A 21872-nucleotide genomic window follows, 5' to 3' on the forward strand; every position below is an offset into this window, starting at 1 on the left:
AGAGTGGCTTAAACGCCCTGTAAACGTGATAAGCTTTAAACACTGAAGCTTTATCGCCTTGTTGCCAGCTATTTAAGCAAAGTCGAGGCAGCTTAGGGAATCGTGAAATGGTGAAGAAATTGCGCAAGGAAGGCTACCAGGTTGGTCGCTATCTCGTTCGTAAAATTATGCACCACCTTCGACTCAAAGCTACCCAGTGACGAGCTTACAAGGTAACGACACAACAAAAACACTCTGATGCAGTGTTATCGCCGGATTGTTGGATGGCACATAGACAAACGTATGAACACGGATTTGATATCTAAGGCATTAATGAAACCTACAACCTTCGTAAACCGGCCAGAGGGCTGGTATTTGGGTTAACCAGTACAATGTCTAATTGTCTGGTACAAAATTCAAAGAAATGATTTTATTGAAGACTTTACGGTTTGACATATTGCGAAAACAAAAATAATTTTAATCTATAAAAAACCATCGAATTATGAAAGTAAAGTTTGCTTTAGCAAATGCTGATCATAATTATAATTTCAACAATATTCTCCTAATCACGCTAAAAATAAATAACTTGACACACCTCCAAAAATACAAACTGGCATTTTATATGCATGGTATTTCATTACTTTGATTTTATATTTTGCAGTTTGGCTGACCAAGACAAAGTTGATCATGATTAAATAATGTCTGTAGCTTAATGGTAAAGTTTACCAAAAAATCATTATTTTATGGTGACTTAAGTATAACTTTACTAAGATAATGGTTATGACAAGCGATTAACGGGAGAGGCAATGAAGTATTTACTAATCATATTTTGTTTAATTCAAAGCTCGTGGTTATTTGCGCAAGAATATACTTTTGGCGTTGTACCGCAGTATGAGCCACAAAAGTTAAATGCCATTTGGCAGCCTTTACTTGATGAAGTGAGTCAGCAAACTGGTGTCACAATTAAACTTATCACTGTTGAGTCAATCCCGGTATTTGAGCAAGCATTTGCCAATGGTGATTATGATTTTGCTTATATGAATCCTTGGCACAGTGTGATCGCCAATGAAAAACAAGGGTATATTCCATTAATTAAAGATGCAGGACGTAAGCTTCAAGGCGTTTTGGTTGTTAAAAAAGACAGTGGCATTGATGACTTGAGCCAATTACAAAATGAAGAGATTGCCTTCCCTGCCCCTAATGCCTTAGGAGCTTCATTATTGATGCGTGCAGATTTGGCGCAATTATATGATTTATCGATAAAACCAGTTTATGTACAAACCCATTCATCGGTTTACCTTAACGTGGCGTTAGGTACCACTAAAGCTGGCGGTGGTGTGTTAGGTACGTTGAAGCAACAGCCACAAAACTTACAAGATAAGTTAACCATTTTGTATCACACCCGTGAAATTAGTCGTCATCCAATTGTTGCTCATCCTCGAGTCGATCCAGCTGTTCAACTCAAAGTCCAACAAGCTATTTTAGCCATTGGCCAAAGTGAAAAGTATAAACATTTACTTGCAGGCATCCCCATTATACAACCTAGTACAGCAACGTTGGATGAATACCAACAATTAACAGAGTGGGGGTTACGCTCATTTTATGTCGAAAATTAATTGGTGGAGAAGTTTACGGGCACAAAGTTATCTGGCGATTTTTTCGTTCGGGATAATGCTAATTTGTTTATTTGTGTTTTATACCTTACCCGAACAAGCTCGTTGGGTTAATGATGGCCTATCTAAAACGGCTCAGCGTTCATTACAACAACTATCAACCTCAATTACTACGCCATTGCTGACCCGACAATATGCCGAGCTGTATGAAGAAATCAATAACCAACTTGAAATACACCCAAATTGGAAAGCCATAAAAATAATTGACGCTGAAACAGGTAATCAGTTATATCCACTTGACTCATGGAATGGCGCTATTGAACGCGGTGATAAGTTATTGAATCAAGATGTAGTGTTTTTAGATAAACCGCTCGCCAAAATTACCTTAGTGGTTAATTTCACTTCTGAAATTAACGAGTCATCAAAATTACATTACACGTTAATTTATATTCAATTTTCTATATTGTTACTCATTTTAATTGGCCTGGCATGGCTAGTAGACTTGCGGATCACTTCCCCACTACGTGCGTTAGAACATGCATTTACTCGCTTAGCTAAAGGAGATTTTGAATGTCATGTCGACAAGCAACAACACAATGAGGTTGGCAGTGTGATTCATGGCTTTAACCAAATGGTCAATGACATTGCGGGTAATCAGCAAAAACTTAATAGTTTAAGGATCCAGGCTGAATCTGCTAGTAAAGCAAAGTCAGATTTTATGGCCAGTATGAGCCATGAACTGCGTACGCCACTTAATGCTATTTTAGGCTTGGCTCAGCTGTACGATTATGATCAAAGTGCTAGCGAAATCCAAAAAAATAATGCCAAAAGAATCTACGGCGCTGGAGAACACTTACTTTTACTCATCAATGATGTCCTGGATTTGACGGCCATAGAGTCTGGCAATATGCAGTTCAATTTTGAATATGTGCCGATTAAACGTGTTATTGAAGAATCTGTAGAGTTTGTAAATGAACTCATTAACGCACAATCAATTTCACTCCACCTTGAAGGACTAAATAGTCTTGATGGCCTGTGTTTTTATATCGATGAACGTCGTTTTAAGCAGGTGATGTTAAACCTATTGTCCAATGCTATTAAATATAATAAACCTCAAGGTAAGATTTACATTCGTTGTAATGTGTTAAACAATCGTCAATGCAGTATTAGCGTAGCTGATACTGGCTATGGCTTTACTGAAGAAGATGAGTCTCGTTTATTTAAACCATTTGACCGTTTAGGTGCTGAAACCAGCAAAATTAATGGTACTGGCATTGGTTTGGTGATCACCAGAGAATTAGTAGAACGCATGCAAGGTAAGATAACTGTACAAAGTGAAGTTAATCAAGGTTCTTGTTTTAACTTGTTATTTAACAGCTTTGAACAATCTACTATAGCCTCACATAAACAGGTCGCCACAGAAAATTCAGAACATACTAATGCAGATGCTTTACCTATTTTAAAAGTGTTGGTTGCAGAAGATCAGGTTACTAATCAACAAGTATTAAAGCAGCAATTAACCCTATTAGGTGTGCAATCAACTTTTGTGAGTAACGGTGAGCAAGCCTGGCAAATCTTACAAGATAATACTTTTGATGTTTTATTGACCGACATTCAAATGCCATTGTTAGACGGTTTAGAGTTAACAAAAAGGATCCGTGAACACAAACGGTTAAATGATTTAGTTATCATTGCGGTGACAGCCAATATCATTAAAAAGAATATTGATGACTGTTATACCGTTGGCATGAATGGTTTTTTAACTAAACCAGTAGAGTTAGTTCAACTTAAAACACTGTTAATTGAACACTCGTCAGTAGCCATTAATGCACATATTGAACATACCCCTTCAGTTGAGCCTTCGACTGCCATGTATGATCAACTTGATATGTCATTATTAGTTTCAATGCTTGGCGATGACACAGACGTACATAGCATGGTATTCAATGCATTTATCCAAACTGCAGGCGAGCAAGTTAAGCTGATAAAAGCCTACGCAGATAGCCAAAACTATGCTGATTTATCATTTCAATCACACGGATTGAAATCAGCATCAAAGTCAGTGGCTGCGATAAAGTTAGCTGAGATTTGCCAACAAATAGAACATTTTGCAAACGATAGTAGTGTTGATGAGCAATTAATTAAAGACCTCACGTTCAACTTTGAGCAGGTCATGACTCAGTTAAGCCACTATTGTCAGCAACACGAATCACCTTCAAATTAATCATGTAATAGTTACATATAATTAGGCTACTCATGTCTTATGAGCCAATGTGGTAGTTCATAGGGATTTGCGGGTTGCCATAAATGAAGATTAAAGGGGGGTGTGATTAATTATGCTGTGTTGATTGTGCCATCCATGGCACAGAAGATGAGTCTACAAGGCGAAATCAATGGATACTGTCTAAAACTCGACTATCACCCTCACTTGATCACGATAAACACCAGGTAGCGGGAACCTATCTTCAACCAATGTTTCTACCAAAAATTGAAATGCCTGGTTATTACCAATCCCAATGCCTGCAACACTGGCTGATAAGTCTGGACCGATTAACGTATTGCCGTCGGTTGTAGTGATTTTATAGGCGATGGTGTCGGTATTGAAAGCCATGTTCCTTTGGCCAGCATTAAAGTTATCGCCGCCATCGACATAATATTGATAGCTTAATTGCTTAGTACAATTGATGTCTAACGGCAATATGGCACTGTGAGCCACACCTAGGTAAGACACAGTGCCGAGTGAGACATCTGAAGTTTGTACGCTGCAACTTTCTGTCACGGTAAGTTGCACATTAATCATCACGGTAGCACTGCCATTGTCGCGACCTAAACAGATACCTAATAAACCAATACCTGAACAATAATCCCATTGCCATAGCACTGAGATGGTGTCGTTATAGGTACCCACACCCACATTCGCGGTTCCTGTAGACAGGTAAATAGGAATGGTGCCATCGTCGCCAAATAGGCCCAGTAAATCCAATAGATTGAAAGAGCCAAAACTGACAGTTTCGTTAAGGGTAAATGGGTCGGTACGTTCTGGCGCGGTATAAAGTGTATAAGGCACTGCATCACCATTTGCAGCGGTTAACTGAAAATTGGCACCCACTAACGTGGCATCAATTTCGTTAAAATCTAATAGATTAACAAACCCAGAGCAACCAAAGTCTGAGCTAAATGACGTTTGTACAATACCGGTTGAGATTGCGGCAGAACTAAACGTGCCTAAGTTTTGATTACTGTTACCGCCCACGACACAGTCTGCGTAAACATGTTGGCTTGTGAACACCATGACGGCTGTACAACACAGTTTGCTTATTATGTTCATACTGTTTCCCCTTTACTTTGCTGTGTAATGTCACTTGTGCGTTGTTTATGCATTAAATATCGTTGTGGTGGTGCTTGTTTGAGCTTGGAGTGATGATGTTTCAAACGATGAATATTGGCGTAATACCGCTGCTGCAGCTTGTGCCGGTTGGGCGCGTTCGGCATGAACACCATGGAGGCAATGCTTTTACTTAAAGTGTTAACTGCATACGTGTTGCTCTTTGCCATTAACACTTGGTTTGTGCGATTAATGTCAATATCTGCAATCGTTGCTTGATTAAGCCATTGGTTGTTTACGGTTACCTTAGCGGCCGCTGAAGCAGATGATTGTGGAACTGTTGATTTAGGAGCCATCATGTTATGCGGCGTCGTTTTAACCTCTGCCGTGTTTTGACTATCTACGATAGCGGTATAAAGCATGACTTGCTGCTCTTCAATCCACGTGTTTTCATCAATCCGTTTGTTTTCATAAAGCCATTGGCCAGTATTGGTGACAAATTGCTGTGCCATTACGATAAAGCCATCGTTATCAGTTTGGTCCATCTCAACGCTAGCAACTCCATTTTCGCTTAACGCTATCTCCCGTTTTTGAGCGGTTAACGTGAGCTGTGAAGCTATGTGTTGCACTGTGGTAGTGATGAACCTCTGGCCTATGCTGCGCTGACGTTGCTCGCTGATAACAGCTTGGGCGTTAACGCTAGCTTGAGTGCTAATAGCTGCCTGGGTACTTACTGCAGCCTCAGCACTTGCTGTTGCTTGAACACTAACGGTTGTTTGAGCACTAACACTCGCTTGAGTACTAACGGTTGCTTGAATACTCACAGCAGTTTGAGTATCTACAACGGCTTGAGTCTCAATGGTTGCCTCAGCACTGACAGACACCTGAGTGTTAACCGAGGTTTGTGTTGCATTTTCTTCTACATGAGTTTGCCCGTCTGCATGAACTTGCTCGTCGATATGAGTTGGCTCAATATCAATCGCAACCGTGTTGATGACCTCCAGTGTTTTAGGCGTTGAGTCAGGATTGGCTTCTGGCGATGTAACATTAACCATGCTGTCTGATTGACGGCATACCAATGGCCCAATGATGGCTTTTTGATGATTGATTTGGGTATAACTAAATTCAACTGAACATTGTTTATTATCCCACTGCAATACCATTTGATTTTCCGCTTGTAGTGCTTGCGGATAAACTTCACCGTGATGCGCCACTGTTTGTGGTTGATCATCACTGTTAATGATGGCACTTGCGCCAGCAGGAATTGGATTACCTTTGCTGTCGTTAACAATCACAGTTGCAATGAACTGTTTAGGTTCACAAGTAATTGGGCCAATGACCGGTGTTTGCTCATCTGTTTTACGATAAGTAAATTCAGCAGAACATTGTTGGTCAGCCCAGTTAAGGGTCACGATGTTTTGCGCTGTGAGCGATGATAATGACAACTGACCATTTTTACCGACAACTTGTGGTTCAAGTTGATCATTAATAATGGCCAAGGTTCCTGCTGGTACAGGCTGGCCTTGTTGATCATTAATCATGACAAGTGCATTAGCAATCTCAGGTGCACATACCAATGGGCCAATAACAGGAATGTCATCTTGTTGCTTGCTGTAGGCAAACTCAAGTACACACTGCTTACCGTCCCATATAAGGGTTAAGGTATTGTTGTCTTGTAGCTTTTCAAGATATAACTCACCGTCCCAGCCGACAAAGTCACCATTTTGCTCACCATTTAGGGTCGCTAATGCCCCGACGGGAATTGGCTGACCTTGCTCGTCGTTTACAATCACAATGGCGGCTTTGGTTTGATACAGTTCAAAGTCGACATCTACACCGTGGCTTTCTGCAGCCATCACTTGTATTTGATCGTTGACCACGTTGGTGTCTAACGGTAATGACTTGGTATTAATACTGATATTGACGGGGTTATATGATGCAAGCCCAGTCACCAGTAACATGCCGTCATCGTCTGACTCACCCACTTCCTGGTTTTCAATTAATACCGGCACATCTGCAATACCGCCCGTTGATACCACGGCAAACGTGTCAGCGACGCGATTACCTAACAAGAAACGACTTTTAGACCAAATTAACGACCCCGAGGCCTGGCCCCAATGGCCACTTGAACCACCACGGTTATAGTAACCGCCGGTTAATTCAACTTTGTCACCTCTCCAGCTACCGTTAGCTGAAAAGTCGCTGGTACCGACAACATTACTCACGTTGCCTCTAAAGCCACGATTACCATTACGAGCAAATGAAGCTGACGCTACGGTACGGTCTTCGCCTTTATTGTCACGGACATGGCTGACACTAGCACGTGAACGAGTGCCAAATGGGATCGAAAAATTTAACCCTACGCTCACATCGTCGCGATCGGGATCCCAGTTAACACTGGCTGAAATAGAAGCGGTGTCGATTGACTGGTTATAAAAAGCAGATACCAGGCGACGGTTGTCGTCATCGAACTTAGTGATATCAAAATAACCCACACCAACAGAAACGCCATTATCAAATGAGTATGCGGCATTAGCTTGCACTTCACGTTCGATTTGCGACACAAATTGGGTTGAGCCTGTGTCACGATAACCTTGTTGCTGTTGCTTAACTTGGGCAGAAAAACCCCAGTTATTAGCTTGAAAACGATAACCCGCGAGGCCTAACCAACCGCTGTTGTTACTGTCTTGACCATGGGCGGCCGCAAACGAAAATACCCCCAGATTACCCAGGGTAAAATCGGTGCCTACACCTACGTTGTACACATCTTTGCTCAGTTCGGCATGCGAAGACACCGACATGTTGTCGCTTAAGCCGTAACGTACATCGGCAATGGCGGTGAGATCTGAGTCATAGTCAAATGAGTCAAGACCAAAACCTTGTCTTAGTACCCCTAGGTTAAGGTCGTAATCGTACACGCCTTGCTTAAGCAGCTCTGGCGCAACATAAAATTGTAAATCTCGGCTAACCGCCTGGCCATTAATGTCAGTGGTGACAATACTAGCACTGGCGAAACCATTCACCGTGGGTTCGCTGTCTAAAATAAAGTTACCGGGTTCTACATTGCCTGAATACATTTTGTAATTATTAACAAACACTTCAACATCTGACGGCAATACAGCACTCCCGATAAATTCAGGATATGGGTAACTTACATATTGTGGATCTAGCTCAAAACGACGCGACAGTTTAATCCCGCCCATTCTGACTTGACGAGCCCAAGGATTACCGCCACTGATCATGTCACCGACACGCCAGTAACGCATATTTTCTTCGTCGTTATATTGCCAAAAACTGTCGTAGCGGATCATCCCTTCATCAACGGTGCTGTTATCGCTTCCACCGAGCTCTTTACGGTAATTTGCCGTGGTTTCGAATACGCCCCAGTCACCAAATGCACGCCATTGTTGCAGTAAATCAACGGTGGTTGTGCCAGATTGGTAATCACGATAATACATATCGTAATTCACCAGGGCACCGCTTGAGCGTGTAATAGGAATGGAGGTTCTTTTTTTACTGTTAATCACCTGGGCAGGAAATAAATCGATGTCAGCGGTAAGATAAAGGCGTTGAGTTTCGTAGCTATATACACACGATACGGCTTGTAGATTACAGTAGTCTACACGACCACTTAAGCCACTGGCATACTCAGCTAATGATGATTCGCCTAGTACGTCTTCGGTGCTCCAAAAATGATTTTGGATATGATTAAACTCAATAAGTTGATTAACCTGGACGCCATTAAGGTACACGTCTAAATATAAGGTTTCAGCAGAAACTGCGCTAGTGTAGGTGCTTGCAGCGACTAAGATAACTTTGGTTAGTTTTTTCATTGTTACCTCCCATCGTGGTTAATCTCCACATCGACACCATTGATTTCTGCGAATAGTTTCGACGAAGAGGTAAGCGCAACGGGCGACACATTAAACGCTGCCTCACTGTTGGCTTGGACATAACCAAGTAAGCCACCAAATACAACACTCTCTTTGTCGCTGCCGTTGGTGTAACGAACTTTAGATATTCTGGCGTGGCCGTTTGCTTGGTTATTAAAGGCCAACTGATTGGATTGCTTGTTGTACGAATAGGTTAACGCGCGGTTCCAGATACTGGTTAATTGGTCAAAATTATCAGTACGCGAGACCGATAAGTCTGGGCCGCCAATAAACAACGGTAAAGCATAACGAACTTGCAATAATAACCCTTGATCTGAAGTGTTTTGCATATCTGGTATTTCATCTAAAAATACCCGATACAAACGTTCGTTGTTTATATCACTTGCGGGGCCGGTGTTAACAATTCTCACCACTTGCTGTTTGCCCGGTAAAATATTCAGTGATGATGGACTCACAACGACTTTGGGTTTATCTAACATGCTGTTGTGGGCGTCCCATTGACGCACACGCACTTGAATTTTCATTGCGGCATCACTGTTGTTTTGCAATTTGAGTAGGGCAGCCTTTTCGCCTGGGGCAATATCAATATTCACAGGTGAAATCAATAACTCAGCGGCAGTAAGGTTGAGAGGATTCATGACTAATGCGCTGGCGACTATCATCGATGCTAAATGCTTCATTTTTGTTTCTCCTTAAAAAATAAGTACAACCTCTACGCTGTCTTGGTAGTTCCCGGTTGAGGGAGTCACGGCTTGAGGCGAAATAGCGGCGTATATCGGCAGCCATTCAAATAATCCACTGGCGTTACCGCTGACGGCATTAGTGCTGTCCCATATTTGCGCACGTCCAGGGTCTTGAAATAATTGATATGGCACGGTTTCTCCGGTCACGTTATTGAGTAACAAGCGGTTGCTACTGTCGGTGCCGTTTAACCCGTTGCCGAGTTCAATTCGGTAACTTAAATTAGGGGAGCATCTAAAGCCGATAGAACCACTTCCGGGTGTCGATGTGGCTTGTGCTCCATATGTTAAACTGCTCAGTTCTCCAAAATTAATCGCACCAAACGCCGTAACACCGCTGCCGTTGTCTAACACACAGCCTTGTTCAATCTGTATGCTAATTTCGCTAATATCTTGAGCTTGTTCAGCGATGACAATCAGCGGGGTCATACTGAGTAGTGCGATTAATGTCTTGGTCATCATTGTTTCATCCTCGTTTGATGAAGAATGCGGCGTCATTTACTGAGTTAAAATGACGCCCTGCAGGTTGCTTACCACGAGATAGTCATGCGCACTGTATCTAAGTAGTTACCTGCCGCCGGTGTGGTTTGTCCTGCTAATACACGACCATAAATAGTTAATGGTTGTACTGCGCCGGTTCCGGTTAAGGCTTGTGACTGTGGACCTTCCCCCCAACGCACCGAACGGGCTGCATCTTGATAAAGTTCATAGTTCACAAAATCTAAACCACCGCGAGATACGCGACGTTGACCGGCCTGCGGGTTTGAACCATCATCAAGCGCGACGCTGTACGCTAAGCTGGTGTTACACGTCAGCTCAATACTGCCTGCACCTGCTGCACCTGCCGATTCAGCATCAATAAACAGGTCTAAGTTGCTTTGCTCGCCAAAATCGACTGACCCAAATTTATTAATACCAGCACCGGCATCTGCAGTACCGTTTACGGCACAGCCTTCACCAATAACGAGTGATACATCAACATCACCACGTATTTCACTTGCAAATGATGGGCTCATAGCTACAGAAGAAGATAATAATGCTGCGATTGCGATATGTAGTTTTTTCATATGTCACCTCGGTGTTGTTTTAAATTAAGAGTTATTTGGAACTCGATTAAGATTTTGCAGGTAGGATGCCAACTCTCAATAAAAAATTAAGCCATTGTTTTTTATAATTTAATTTAAGCAAGTGGTTTGATTTGGGTTTTAACACCGTAGTAGATTTGCAAAATGCAACGCTGTATTCGCATTTTGCAAATGATGAGCAATTTGCGAGAGTTGATTGTTAAACAGCGACGAATTCATCACAATTTTCGTCAGTGCACTCATCACTGCAATATGATCGGATATCAGAGTTCATAGTTCAGAGATTTAAGATGAGCTAAGGTTATGCCATAAGAATGGACGTTTGCTTCGATAGCATTTGGATAATGTTGGATAGAATTGTCGAGGGTTTGGCAGATATAAGTAAAACTTAAAAAAGGCATAAGGGGAATTTGATGAACGATAAGTGTGGCTAACATAAAGTCATGCAATACTCATTTTAATCTGTTGCTGGCATGGAATGATTCGACAGATGACCATGATGTTAGGTTTTGTAGGATACCATTTACTGGCTTTGACAATATGTGATCATGACTCAACTAATCATTAAATTGCTGCTGAATAAACGCAAGTTCTTCGTCAGCCAGTGGCGCGGCATTATCATCGTTAGAACAGTCTGCAATATCGAGATGATCAATTTTATGCTGCACATGACTCGGTGTTGATTCTTTAGACAAACAGGTTAATACGTCGCGGCAAAACTCAAGCATATGCAGCTCCGACACCTTTAATGGCCGACATGTACAAGCTAATAATGATTGGGTGTCCCCCTTTAACTGGGTGAGTAATTGATTTGATTTGTCCTCATTATGCGCCGCAATGACAGATAACGACGCTAAGTACATTTGTTGCAACGTTTGCTCATGTAATTGCGGCATAACCTATTCCCCCTATAATCCGCTGTTATCGCCTTCGCCATCTGGCGCGACATAAATCCAGCTATCTTCGTTATTGATACTCGGTAAATTAACCTTAAATGGCGCAGTAAAACGTTGTAATACATTTTGATTATCGTTAAATGGATCAACCACTTGCTCTGCACTGAGCAAATTAATATCGGCGACACAATTGAGTGTCCCTTGTTGTATGCCCAAACTTGCAAGTAAATTTGAGACCAAAGGATTGTCGATTAAGTTAACGTTTAGCAGATCAAAGGCTGTAGCTAATGCAATGTAAGTGACAGAGCTGGTGAGATCGTTGTTTTCGTCTAATCGAGTGCCAATAGGACAACATACCTCGCCTAACGTGACATCGACATTGGGCACTAAACCGGTTAACGATAACGTACTAAAAACAGTATTGATGAGTGGTCCTATCGCTGAGCGATTTCTGTCTAACGTGTCCCCTTGTGCCTCGGTACCTGCAGGGCATTGATCGCACACAGGGTTATCAATTGTGGGACCGATATTAATGATCGATGACCCCGACTCTACCCCCACCAGGCAACTTACATCGGCTTCGGCTTGCTCTACACTAAATGACTCGCATGGCATACCTGAGACCACTTTTTGCGATAAATAGCGTGACTCAATTTGGCTGATATTCACCGGGCATTGCTGCGGTGTTGAACGAAATAAATACCCAGTCACAGTATTGTTTGCGCGGCCAATAGCATAATTAGGCCCACCTTGAAGCGCATGAAAATAACTCACTGCCCCGGTACCATTAATGCCATCCACTCCGACACTGTCTGAGGTTTCATCACTGATGCCTTTAATGCATGGGTTACCTGTACAATTAGGCGCGTCGTAATACACTGGCTCTCTTGAGGTAAATCGGTCATCTCTTACTCCTAACAAAGCCCTAAAATTTTGATGTGCTGGATCGGGCGCTAATGGCGCGACGCTATTATCGATAAATGGAATAATCGGGGTTTCATGTTCATTTAAACTGAACATTTTACCTAATTTAATGCCATTACTGTCTGACACCGTGATAGTGCGGTCCTTCTGGGCAACATGTTGTTTTACGAGTGCATTTCTTAAAGCGGAGATCCCAACAAAACTGCCAATAATTAAAATAGTGGTAATTAAAATCAGCTCTATGGTTAATACAAACCCAGCTTGGCGATGATGAGCCGTTAACGTTGCATGATTCATGTTGGTCTGCCTTATATTAGATCGCCTAATACGGTTAATAAGTCGATGAATTGAATCGCTGCCGGGAAAAAGACCAAGACTAAAAACATTGGAAAACACACTAATAGCATTGGCAATAATAACTCTAACGATTTGCGGTTAATTTTGGCATTCACAATCTGTTGGCGTTGCTGCTGTATTGAACTTAATTGCGACTGCAAACAATTGACCAGTGGTGAGCCTATTTGCAGGCCAATATGAATAATGGCGGCCAGTTTTGTTAAGTTTTGCACTCCCGTTCGGCTAGCAAGATCTTCAAATGCCCTTTCACGATCTCGTCCAGACTCGATTTCTAACGACAACAATAATAGTTCGTCGGCCAAGGGATGATCTTTGGCTAAGCCATACTCTGCAGACAATCTAAATGCCTGGCTTAATGCGGTACCCGATTTTAAATACACGATGAGGAGGCTGATAAAAAACTCTAACGAATGATTAATGCGCTGTTTTCTCACCTGGCGTTTCAACAACAACCAAATATCGAGCCCTAAAAATGCGCTTATCGTCATGCCCACTTTTGTCCATAGACTGACCTGAGACATAAACTCAAACAACATCATAATAGTGACAAACACTAAACTGATTTTAATCGACCAGTACAACATGCGATTACGTAACACTGACAAGCCCGCCTGACGAATGAGCGTGGCGGGATAAATTCGCTCTAACGGCACAATTTCACTTAACGTGGTGATGTCTTTATCATCCACTCGAGTATTATGAAAAAGATAGAATAACCAGGTGGTTGCGATTAACAGCAACCCTAAAATAATGTCTGCATACAGTGAAATATTCATACATTGGCCTTTAATACTTTACGTAACCAAAAGAACCCAACGATCTGGAGAAATAATGCTGTGCTTAAAAAGTTAGCACCATTGGGATGCTCAAGTAATGGAGTAAACCATTGCTGTTCCTGCGACATAAATAACGGGATAAGTGCATAAGGCATTAGCCCACAAAAAATAGCGGCGTAGCGCGTGGCTGACATTTGGCTATTAATATATTGATATTGCTCAATACGTTGGCGCATTAATTGACTCACAGCTTGGAGCATTGCACTAAAATCGCTACCGGTTTGATGTCTCGCGACTAATGCTTGGGCAAACAAACGGGTTCCCTCGGTGTTGTAACGACTCACTAATCGATGCACAGCTTGGCTAGCATCGTAACCAGACGACAAACGGGTAACGACTTCGGTTAATTCGGTTTTTAACGGCCCTTTGGCTAAATTGGCGGCCGTTGAAATGGCTTGCAGTGGTGATAAGCCTGCTTGTAATGATGAATGCATGGTGTCCATGGCATCGACTAATTCGGTTTCCACTTTTTTAGTACGCCAGATCACTAAGTCATCAAGTAAAAAATAGCTGCTCAGCATAATGGCAAGCGCCATTATAATCGCGATACCTTGCTGCTTGGGAAAGGCATAATTGATGACGACATAGGTGCAAACAGACAAGCTAATAATGCCTAATATCACGCTAATGGGTGCCAGATTAATATCTAACAAGCGTAACTTTTGCTGAAAGCCGGATGCACTTTTTGTCGATGTCGAAGACCAGGTGTTTTTAAGTTCACTGTCTTGCCACCATTCTTTGGCACAAATTAGCATCACGATAATTAGCACCATAAAAATAAGCCATTCATACCAAGGCATAGTCAACTCCTGTGAACAGTTGGTTTAAGGCAGTGACATCAAATCCTTTAGCGGCAATAGTTTCGCTTAAATGACAATATTCAGCGCAACATACATGTTCGCCTACAATGCGGTTACTGGCATGTTCTGTGTTGTGCTTAAACTCAAATAACGGTCTTACCTGGGTGTTCTCTTCGCTTTGAACCACTTCACAGACACTCACCACTCGTCGACTACCGTCGTTAAAGCGTCTCACTTGCACGATGACCTGAATTGATGAGTTGATCATTTGGTCAATGGTGTCGCGGCTAATTGATGCCTCTTCCATTTGAGCAAGTGAGCGCAATCGATTAATCACATCTTTAGGATTATTGGCATGCACTGTGGTTAAACTGCCATCGTGACCACAGTTCATGGCCTGCAACATGTCAAACACCTCTCCGCCTCTTACCTCACCGACAATAATGCGATCGGCACGCATTCTTAGGGCGGTTTTCACTAACGCGCGTAACGACACTTCACCATTGCCTTCACCATTGGTGCTACGGCTTTCAAGTGGGATGACGTGTGGATGTTGTAATTGCAATTCAGCCGTTTCTTCAATGGTAATTACCCGTTCACGGCGAGGAATAAAGCTAGAGATGACATTGAGTAAGCTGGTTTTACCTGCACCAGCGCTACCGGCTATGACGATATTAACACCCGCGATCACAGCTTTTTCTAAAAACTGTAAAATGTCATCACTGATAAAGCGGCTACTAACGAGTGTTTCTGCACTGATGGTTTCGTGATGAAACCGGCGGATTGATACCACCGCACCAATACTTGATAAAGGCGGAATAACCGCATGTAAACGACTTCCGTCAGCCAGCATGGCATCGACCATAGGGTTATTGGCATCTAACTGACGGCCTTGCGCACTGACGATGCGCTCGAGAAAGCGTCTTAAGTGTGATTCACTGTCAAAGGTATGCGGGGTTTGTTGTAATACACCATGACGTTCAACCCAAATGGAAAAAGGACCGTTAATTAAGATGTCAGTGACGGCATTATCGAGCATGAGCTCTGAAATAGGGCCTAAGCCTTGTAATTCTTCCATGACTTGTTGAATTAACAAACTTTTGTCTGCCATGTTCATGGGTTGTTGCTGTTGACCTGGTAGAGTCTCGATAAGCTCATGTAATTGCGTTTTAAGCTGTGCGGGCTGTTTTAAATGAAGTGAGTCATCGTTTTCCATATCATCAATTAAGCTGTTATGGAGCAGCTGCTTAAGACGACGCATTTCGTCATTAGGCATCGACATCACATTGTGTACTGTTGGAGTAAAAATGTTTTGGGCTGAATGAAACATACCTCACCTCCTACGTGTTGTATTAATAAGCTTTATTCACGCGCTATGCTGACAGTTTTACGACGATTACCGCTATGAATAATCACCTCACGATGGGTTTTAGCCATCCCTAATAATGGTTGGGTACCATTGGCAATATCGTAAGCGCTATGAAGCACAATAGTGACAATGTCGTTAACCCCAATGCTGGCAAGTGGATACACATCGGCTGGTCTTACGGCCATAACGAGTGCAGTTTTACCTGTCGTCGCTTTGGTGTTTGTTGCATTAAGACTTTCTATTTTACTGCCGCTATTAGCGATACTTTTGCTTTGCGGTTTAAGTAGGCCAATTAATTGCACATTACGCGCAACGGTTCGCACATTAGTACGGCCTCTCACCAAAATATCGAACCTATCACCCTGGTTTAATTTAGAAAAAGGTAAACCTGATGGCGGCTGGCTCAGCGTGAATAGCACCCGGCCTTCTGGCACTGCGTATGACAAGGATTTGACCTTAGGGGTCGCTAATTCGTTGGCATAAATCGCTTCTCCGCTTTGTTTAGCAACATTGATGGTTTTACCCAACAGTAATTGTGGATTTTGGATACTCTGATCAATACCTTGTTGCTCGGTTTTTTGACGAACTAATGTCGCGGGTGTAATGACATCTCCTGCCTGTAAGTTTTGGGTTAATACCAATGCGGTTGTGGTCGTTAACCTATCGATGTGACGAATACCTAATGCCGATGCCAACACGCCAGAGGTCACGAATAGTGCGATAGCTATCGTTGTACTACCTGTGAATTTGCGTTTCATGTTGCACCTCTTCGATGTGTTGTTAATCTAATTGAAGGCGCCGATTGCCTCTCACTGAGACAACCGACCAAGACTAACCATTAATTATCTAAACTGCCGTCTTCTACTGAAGGAGAAGCGCCTGCTGCACTAGGCGTATTTGAAATTGATACTGCCGCTTCACTAAAGTCGCTAGCAACAAAAGTAAATGTTGCACCGTCACCGGCGTTAACATCCACGGCATCAATAAAGCCAGAACCACTGATCTCAGCCGTATTTTCGGCGTTAATCATGCCGTCAAATGCATAACTTTGATCTAACGAGCCAATCGCTTCGGCGACATCTTCAAGCTCTGCAGTGACAGAATCTCGCATTGTGGTCAGGCCGATAACTAAACCTGCTGCCATGACAGTTGATAATAAAATCAACTCTGAAGTCATAACAAAACCGCCCTGCTTTTTGCTGTTTTTGATCATTGATTTAATTGATTTCATAATGTGTACCTCAAGTTAGTTTCTGTCTTATTCACATCAACGAATGGGTTGATTGTGTTAGGAGTAGAGAATCGAATTCTCTATGACTAAGAGACATGTCCCATTACTTATCTTTGCCTCTGTTTAGATAGTTGCGAAGGGCATGCCATTATCAAAAACTCATAAAATAAATTAAATTAACTTTTAAAAACAAGATGTTAGATACAAGCAAAGTGAATTAAGATGTAAGGAGATAATATGAGTATTAAGTAATAGTGAATTTGAACAGCACAATGATTTGCAAAATGCGAAACCTGGGATGTGAGTTTGCAATATGCTTAATCGCCAATAAAAAAAGCTTCCAGATGGAAGCTTTAAGGTGTAAGACTGCGCTTAAATTCGGCTGTAAGCGACTCGGCATTCTGGATGATCACTTAAGTACAATAAGCGAGATAAACTCTGTCGATGATCGGGCAAGGAATCCAATGTATCTGCATAAAAGTGACAAGCCTGGGCCCAATGAGACTGAGCTTCGTGTATCAGCCCTAGGTGATAATTGGTTCGCCATACTGGCGCGCCTAATCTGTCGGCGGTGGCAATCACCGCTTCTGCCTTTTTATATCGGCCCTCTAAATAATACGTGGCTGCCAGTGTCGCGTGTAACTCAGGATGATCAGGTTGTAACTGCACCTGGCGCTCTAAAACGGTTCTAGCGAGATTAATGTTACCTTCTTGCATGGCAATTTGACTGCGTAAAATCGCCACTTCAGACATCGGATTTTGTTGTGACAATAGACGGTCTAACACCATTTGACTGTCTATTTTCTGGCCTACCTGGTGATACACAATGGCAGACGTAAAGCCGATTTTTTGATGTTGTGGGTAGCTCATCGATAACGCACCTAAGTCATTAGCCAGTCGTCCACAATCACTCACCACGCCTTGATAGCCTTGGCAATGAATACCATATGATGCCTTCACATTGTATTTTGACAATAAAGTCTCTAATTGATCATCAGGTTGATAAACCTGTTTAGTGTTATTGGTGTTGGTACAAGCACTGCTAGCCAACGCAACAACGCATAAAGCACCAATATGTAAATAAGATAATGTTTTCATCAGTTAATCCTCTATTGTGATTAATATTGCATGCTTTGCAGCATTTCTGTTGAAGACTCGAACTGCCATAAGGCCACATCATGTCGCGGTTCACGTACTAACGTTGGCGTGACAATAATAATCAGTTCGCGGGCGGTGTCCGCCTCTTGTGATGATTCTGTTAATTTTCCTAATAAAGGTACATCGTTAATACCTGGCACAAAGTCACGTGAGTCACTGATATCACGGCTGACTAATCCCCCAATAATTAAGGGTTGTCCATCACGCAAGCGGGTACTGGTGGTTAAGTTTCTTACATTAAACGCACTGGTGGTTAATGATGACCCTGTACTCGATGAAATTTGCTGAGTTAATAAGGTATCGGGCGTTGAAATACTCGGGCTTAAATCCAGGGTGATCAGATCGTTTTCATCAACCATGGCGCGCACGCCAAGTTCAATACCAAACGACTTAAACTCTGTACCGCTAAATACCCCTTGGCTATTGCCGCCAGTATCACCACTGCTGATGCCATTGGGTGAAAATGATGTCGGTACCGGCACTTCACCGCCAGCGCGAAATACCGCTTTTTCGCCGGCTAATACGGTTAAATTAGGACGCGAAAGTGTTCGAGATATCCCGTCTTTTTCAAGCAACGAAAACAGTAAATCAAATGCCACCTCACTGCCGCCAACTTGAAAGTTATTAACTAAGGCGCCGCCTAATACTTGCAGTGCATTCTCAACCTGACCTGAGCCTAATGCCTGGTTAGTCGCACCTTCGAGGCCAAAGTTACCTCCCGACTTATTGTAACCATTGGTGATTAATGAAAAGTCAGGGCGCCATTGGGTTAAGCTGCGGCGATTGACTTCGTACATTTGAATGGCCACACGTACTTGCGGTAAATCGCGTACCTCAATGGTAGAGAGTAATCTGCCGTTGGCCATCGACAATAACTTCGCGCGGGCAATATTTGATTGAACGTTATTACCAGTTGAACTTGTCGTAGAGTTGCTGGTTGTCGACCCTGCTCTGTTGCCCTGTTGCCCTGAGTTAATCAGTCCACCTGATTCATTGGCAACCACAGTAATGTCATTACTGTCGCTATCTAATTTACCTGTCACAGTATTGACTCTATCGCCAGTAAATAATCGTGCCGCTAGATTCAACACTCTGACTAAATCCACCTGGGTTTCAACTTGGCCGCTAAGCAATAAGGTGTCGGCCTGATCGTTAGGCAAATCGCCTTTTTGAATGCGACTGACATTAACTGATTGCCCCCCTAATTGATTAATCGCCTTTTTAACTTTTTCAGTAATGTTCATCGGCAATAAATCTACTTGGATTAAATTGATGATGGCCGCATTACTTTTGGTTAACCCAGGGGATTTACGTTGTTGTAATGATGGTAAACGAATATTTTGGCTTAACCCAGCGAGTAGATCGTTTGATGATTTAACCACTAAGTTATTGTCTATTGACTGATTATTACCTGCATCTAAATAATGACGTGCAGCTGATTCTGCTGCCATTTTGTATCTAACGGTAGGGACTCGGCCACGTAATACCAGTGCCGCTCTGTCTGGCGCTAAGGTTAAACGCACTTTGGGATGAATATCATGCAGTGCCTGGCGTAATACGCTCAAATCTTCCGTAACACTAAATAAAAACGTTTCAGAAGAATCATCGGTATACCAGACAATGAGACTGGTTCGACCGACTTTTTTAGCCAGTGCCAGCACTTCATTTTTGTCTAACACTTCAACCTGCATTATGGCATCTTGACCAATGGCGACTCTTGAAATGCTTTTTTTAAACACTAAACGGGAGTGAGTCCACTGTACCATTTCGCGAATTTTATCAGATTGACGACCGTCTGCCGTTTCGATAAAATCCAGGCCATTGGTCGCGGCTGATACGGTTCCACTCAATAACAATAACCATATTGAGGTTGCACAAAGAATTTTTTTCATCGCTCGCTCCTGTCATTTAACGCGTCTTTTAAGACTGTGCAATGATGAATGCAGGAAACCAGCCAAAAATAATTAACCTTTTAAAACAGTAATATAACTTTATTTTTTGATTGTTTTTCTATTTGCCACAGAATAATGCACAAGTTGATTCGCATTTTGCAAAGCAATCTAGGAATGAGAAAGTAAACTTTATAGCTCAAATAATTTCACTGATAAATACTCACATTTAAGTTTTCATTACTCGCAAAAAAATCACCTTAAGGTGATTTTATCAATACAGAAACATAGCGATTTTATGCGCAGATGATTTCTCAGGTTAATTTTCAGCCCAGCTTTTCATTTTACGGTATATCGTCGATGCACTTATGCCAAGATATGCGGCAGCTAAAGGGATATTACCGCCACACTGACTTATGGCATCCTCAATGGCATTTTTTTCGACTATCCACAGTTGAATAATGTTGTTAGGCGCAGAGCTTTGTTCGGGTGTTGACGCTTGGGATCTTAATGGCGTGCTAGCCATTGTGGAAATATTAGTTTGGGCCATTTGATTGTGCGGTGAATACTGAGCTTGATTAACGACATTGTGGCCAAAATTACTCGGCAACATGTCTGGTTGTACGCTTTGACCATCATAGATCACCACGATATTTTCAATCACATTTTGCAATTCACGGATGTTACCAGGCCAATCATATTGCATAAATGTTTGCTTTACTTCGTCACTAAAGTTTTCAAATTGTTTATTATTTTCAGTCGTTTTCGCCTTTAAAATATGGTGCGCCAATAATAAGATATCCTCACCGCGCTCACGCAGTGCTGGCAGGACCACAGGGATAACATTAAGTCGATAATATAAATCTTCACGAAAGCGCCCTTCACCGACTTCTTCTGCAGGATTACGGTTGGTTGCACACACTATGCGCACATCACTTTGTAATACTTCGCTACTGCCGACTTTACAAAACGTTCCCGTTTGTAAAAAACGTAATAATTTTGCTTGTAGGTTTAATTGCATTTCGCAAATTTCATCTAAAAACAACGTGCCACCATTAGCCACTTCAACAGCACCTTTACGATCGGTTAATGCCCCACTAAATGCACCTTTTACATGGCCAAAAAACTCAGACTCAAATAATTCTGCAGGAATAGCGGCACAGTTAATGGCAATAAAAGGACCTTGCTCGCGCGCGCTGGCTTGATGAAGCCCAAGGGCACACACCTCTTTACCTGTACCACTTTCGCCGGTAACAAACACACTGGCTTTACTGCGCGCCGCACTTTCGAGTAAACGAAACACAGTGTGCATTGATAATGATTCACCAATAAAATTGATTCTATCAAGCGAGGTGGCTGTTGGCTCAACTTCAACGGTTTTTAAATCTTGATTTTGTTGTTTTATTGCATTGGTAACAGAGGTAATAAGACGCTCTGACGTAAACGGTTTTTCGATAAAGTCGTAACCGCCAAGGCGCATAGCGTCTACGGCAACATCAATTGAACTGTTAGAAGTAATAATAATAACTTTAGCAGCAACCTCTTGTTTATTGACATATTTAAGCACTTCTAATCCGCTAATGTCAGGTAAGCATACATCTTGTACGAGTACCGCTGGCATTTTTGCTTTTATCGCTACTAAAGCCGAATAACCATCGACAAAGTGTTGAGTGTCAAAGCCGGCTTTTTGCAGCTGACTGCAATACAAGGCACCACTTGATAAACTGTCTTCTACTACGTATACCAGCGGTTTATGAGTTGTATTCATGCCCGACTC

17 protein-coding genes and 1 pseudogene are annotated in these 21872 nt (G+C 42.3%); 3 read left to right on the top strand and 15 right to left on the bottom strand.

The window, feature by feature from the left end; all coding sequences use genetic code 11:
- Position 1 precedes the first annotated feature (1 nt).
- The 3 genes and pseudogenes from IEY48_RS00090 to IEY48_RS00100 form a co-directional block, all read left to right on the top strand.
- Positions 2–356 (top strand): annotated as a pseudogene (locus IEY48_RS00090) (IS3 family transposase); the annotation flags it as partial.
- 429 nt (positions 357–785) lie between these two features.
- Entirely contained in the window at positions 786–1595 is an 810-nt protein-coding gene (locus tag IEY48_RS00095; protein WP_188916308.1) for a phosphate/phosphite/phosphonate ABC transporter substrate-binding protein, read from the top strand.
- Positions 1582–3816, top strand: coding sequence for an ATP-binding protein (locus tag IEY48_RS00100; protein ID WP_188916309.1), 2235 nt, complete (start codon positions 1582–1584; stop codon positions 3814–3816). The genes IEY48_RS00095 and IEY48_RS00100 overlap by 14 nt, the downstream gene beginning before the upstream one ends.
- 180 nt (positions 3817–3996) lie before the next feature.
- Here the strand turns inward: IEY48_RS00100 and IEY48_RS00105 are convergent, their stop codons facing one another.
- From IEY48_RS00105 to IEY48_RS00175, 15 genes are all read right to left on the bottom strand, one after another.
- Complete coding sequence (locus tag IEY48_RS00105) at positions 3997–4920, bottom strand: spore coat protein U domain-containing protein (protein WP_188916310.1); 924 nt, start codon at positions 4918–4920, stop codon at positions 3997–3999.
- Complete coding sequence (locus IEY48_RS00110) at positions 4917–8750, bottom strand: FimD/PapC C-terminal domain-containing protein (RefSeq protein WP_188916311.1); 3834 nt, start codon at positions 8748–8750, stop codon at positions 4917–4919. Before IEY48_RS00110 ends, IEY48_RS00105 begins: the two co-directional genes overlap by 4 nt.
- Before the next feature lie 2 nt (positions 8751–8752).
- Positions 8753–9490, bottom strand: coding sequence for a fimbrial biogenesis chaperone (locus IEY48_RS00115; protein ID WP_188916312.1), 738 nt, complete (start codon positions 9488–9490; stop codon positions 8753–8755).
- 12 nt (positions 9491–9502) lie between these two features.
- Positions 9503–10012 (bottom strand): Csu type fimbrial protein, encoded by a 510-nt coding sequence (locus tag IEY48_RS00120; RefSeq protein WP_188916313.1) that lies wholly within the window; start codon positions 10010–10012, stop codon positions 9503–9505.
- Between the two features lie 68 nt (positions 10013–10080).
- Positions 10081–10617, bottom strand: a complete 537-nt coding sequence (locus IEY48_RS00125) for a Csu type fimbrial protein (protein WP_188916314.1) — start codon at positions 10615–10617, stop codon at positions 10081–10083.
- Between the two features lie 575 nt (positions 10618–11192).
- Positions 11193–11531 (bottom strand): hypothetical protein, encoded by a 339-nt coding sequence (locus IEY48_RS00130; protein WP_188916315.1) that lies wholly within the window; start codon positions 11529–11531, stop codon positions 11193–11195.
- A gap of 12 nt (positions 11532–11543) precedes the next feature.
- Positions 11544–12752, bottom strand: a complete 1209-nt coding sequence (locus tag IEY48_RS00135; protein WP_188916316.1) for a hypothetical protein — start codon at positions 12750–12752, stop codon at positions 11544–11546.
- An 11-nt stretch (positions 12753–12763) separates the two neighbouring features.
- Complete coding sequence (locus IEY48_RS00140) at positions 12764–13588, bottom strand: type II secretion system F family protein (protein WP_188916317.1); 825 nt, start codon at positions 13586–13588, stop codon at positions 12764–12766.
- A complete protein-coding gene (locus IEY48_RS00145; RefSeq protein WP_188916318.1) occupies positions 13585–14448 on the bottom strand; it encodes a type II secretion system F family protein in 864 nt (287 codons plus the stop codon). Before IEY48_RS00145 ends, IEY48_RS00140 begins: the two co-directional genes overlap by 4 nt.
- Positions 14435–15778 carry a TadA family conjugal transfer-associated ATPase gene (locus tag IEY48_RS00150; RefSeq protein ID WP_188916319.1) on the bottom strand — a complete coding sequence of 448 codons (1344 nt, stop codon included), beginning with the start codon at positions 15776–15778 and terminating at the stop codon, positions 14435–14437. The genes IEY48_RS00145 and IEY48_RS00150 overlap by 14 nt, the downstream gene beginning before the upstream one ends.
- 32 nt (positions 15779–15810) lie before the next feature.
- Complete coding sequence (locus IEY48_RS00155) at positions 15811–16575, bottom strand: hypothetical protein (RefSeq protein ID WP_188916320.1); 765 nt, start codon at positions 16573–16575, stop codon at positions 15811–15813.
- An 80-nt stretch (positions 16576–16655) separates the two neighbouring features.
- Complete coding sequence (locus IEY48_RS00160; RefSeq protein ID WP_188916321.1) at positions 16656–17048, bottom strand: hypothetical protein; 393 nt, start codon at positions 17046–17048, stop codon at positions 16656–16658.
- A gap of 372 nt (positions 17049–17420) precedes the next feature.
- The gene (locus IEY48_RS00165; protein ID WP_188916322.1) at positions 17421–18146 is read right to left on the bottom strand and encodes a tetratricopeptide repeat protein; all 726 of its coding nucleotides are present in this window, start codon (positions 18144–18146) and stop codon (positions 17421–17423) included.
- Positions 18147–18166: 20 nt separating this feature from the next.
- Positions 18167–20098: a secretin GspD/PilQ domain-containing protein gene (locus tag IEY48_RS00170; RefSeq protein WP_188916323.1), complete on the bottom strand. Its 1932-nt coding sequence runs from the start codon at positions 20096–20098 to the stop codon at positions 18167–18169.
- Positions 20099–20414: 316 nt separating this feature from the next.
- Positions 20415–21863, bottom strand: a complete 1449-nt coding sequence (locus tag IEY48_RS00175) for a sigma-54-dependent transcriptional regulator (RefSeq protein ID WP_188916324.1) — start codon at positions 21861–21863, stop codon at positions 20415–20417.
- Positions 21864–21872: the final 9 nt, after the last annotated feature.

The sequence above is a fragment of the Shewanella saliphila genome, from assembly GCF_014648295.1.
Lineage (GTDB): Bacteria > Pseudomonadota > Gammaproteobacteria > Enterobacterales > Shewanellaceae > Shewanella > Shewanella saliphila.

Excerpts from the sequence above, each read along its gene's own strand:
- IEY48_RS00125 (WP_188916314.1), bottom strand. The coding sequence starts at position 10,617 with ATGAAAAAACTACATATCGCAATCGCAGCATTATTATCTTCTTCTGTA.
- IEY48_RS00100 (WP_188916309.1), top strand. The coding sequence starts at position 1,582 with ATGTCGAAAATTAATTGGTGGAGAAGTTTACGGGCACAAAGTTATCTG.
- IEY48_RS00095 (WP_188916308.1), top strand. The coding sequence starts at position 786 with ATGAAGTATTTACTAATCATATTTTGTTTAATTCAAAGCTCGTGGTTA.
- IEY48_RS00135 (WP_188916316.1), bottom strand. The coding sequence starts at position 12,752 with ATGAATCATGCAACGTTAACGGCTCATCATCGCCAAGCTGGGTTTGTA.
- IEY48_RS00170 (WP_188916323.1), bottom strand. The coding sequence starts at position 20,098 with ATGAAAAAAATTCTTTGTGCAACCTCAATATGGTTATTGTTATTGAGT.
- IEY48_RS00120 (WP_188916313.1), bottom strand. The coding sequence starts at position 10,012 with ATGATGACCAAGACATTAATCGCACTACTCAGTATGACCCCGCTGATT.
- IEY48_RS00105 (WP_188916310.1), bottom strand. The coding sequence starts at position 4,920 with ATGAACATAATAAGCAAACTGTGTTGTACAGCCGTCATGGTGTTCACA.
- IEY48_RS00150 (WP_188916319.1), bottom strand. The coding sequence starts at position 15,778 with ATGTTTCATTCAGCCCAAAACATTTTTACTCCAACAGTACACAATGTG.
- IEY48_RS00130 (WP_188916315.1), bottom strand. The coding sequence starts at position 11,531 with ATGCCGCAATTACATGAGCAAACGTTGCAACAAATGTACTTAGCGTCG.
- IEY48_RS00140 (WP_188916317.1), bottom strand. The coding sequence starts at position 13,588 with ATGAATATTTCACTGTATGCAGACATTATTTTAGGGTTGCTGTTAATC.
- IEY48_RS00165 (WP_188916322.1), bottom strand. The coding sequence starts at position 18,146 with ATGAAAACATTATCTTATTTACATATTGGTGCTTTATGCGTTGTTGCG.
- IEY48_RS00145 (WP_188916318.1), bottom strand. The coding sequence starts at position 14,448 with ATGCCTTGGTATGAATGGCTTATTTTTATGGTGCTAATTATCGTGATG.
- IEY48_RS00160 (WP_188916321.1), bottom strand. The coding sequence starts at position 17,048 with ATGAAATCAATTAAATCAATGATCAAAAACAGCAAAAAGCAGGGCGGT.
- IEY48_RS00110 (WP_188916311.1), bottom strand. The coding sequence starts at position 8,750 with ATGAAAAAACTAACCAAAGTTATCTTAGTCGCTGCAAGCACCTACACT.
- IEY48_RS00175 (WP_188916324.1), bottom strand. The coding sequence starts at position 21,863 with ATGAATACAACTCATAAACCGCTGGTATACGTAGTAGAAGACAGTTTA.
- IEY48_RS00115 (WP_188916312.1), bottom strand. The coding sequence starts at position 9,490 with ATGAAGCATTTAGCATCGATGATAGTCGCCAGCGCATTAGTCATGAAT.
- IEY48_RS00155 (WP_188916320.1), bottom strand. The coding sequence starts at position 16,575 with ATGAAACGCAAATTCACAGGTAGTACAACGATAGCTATCGCACTATTC.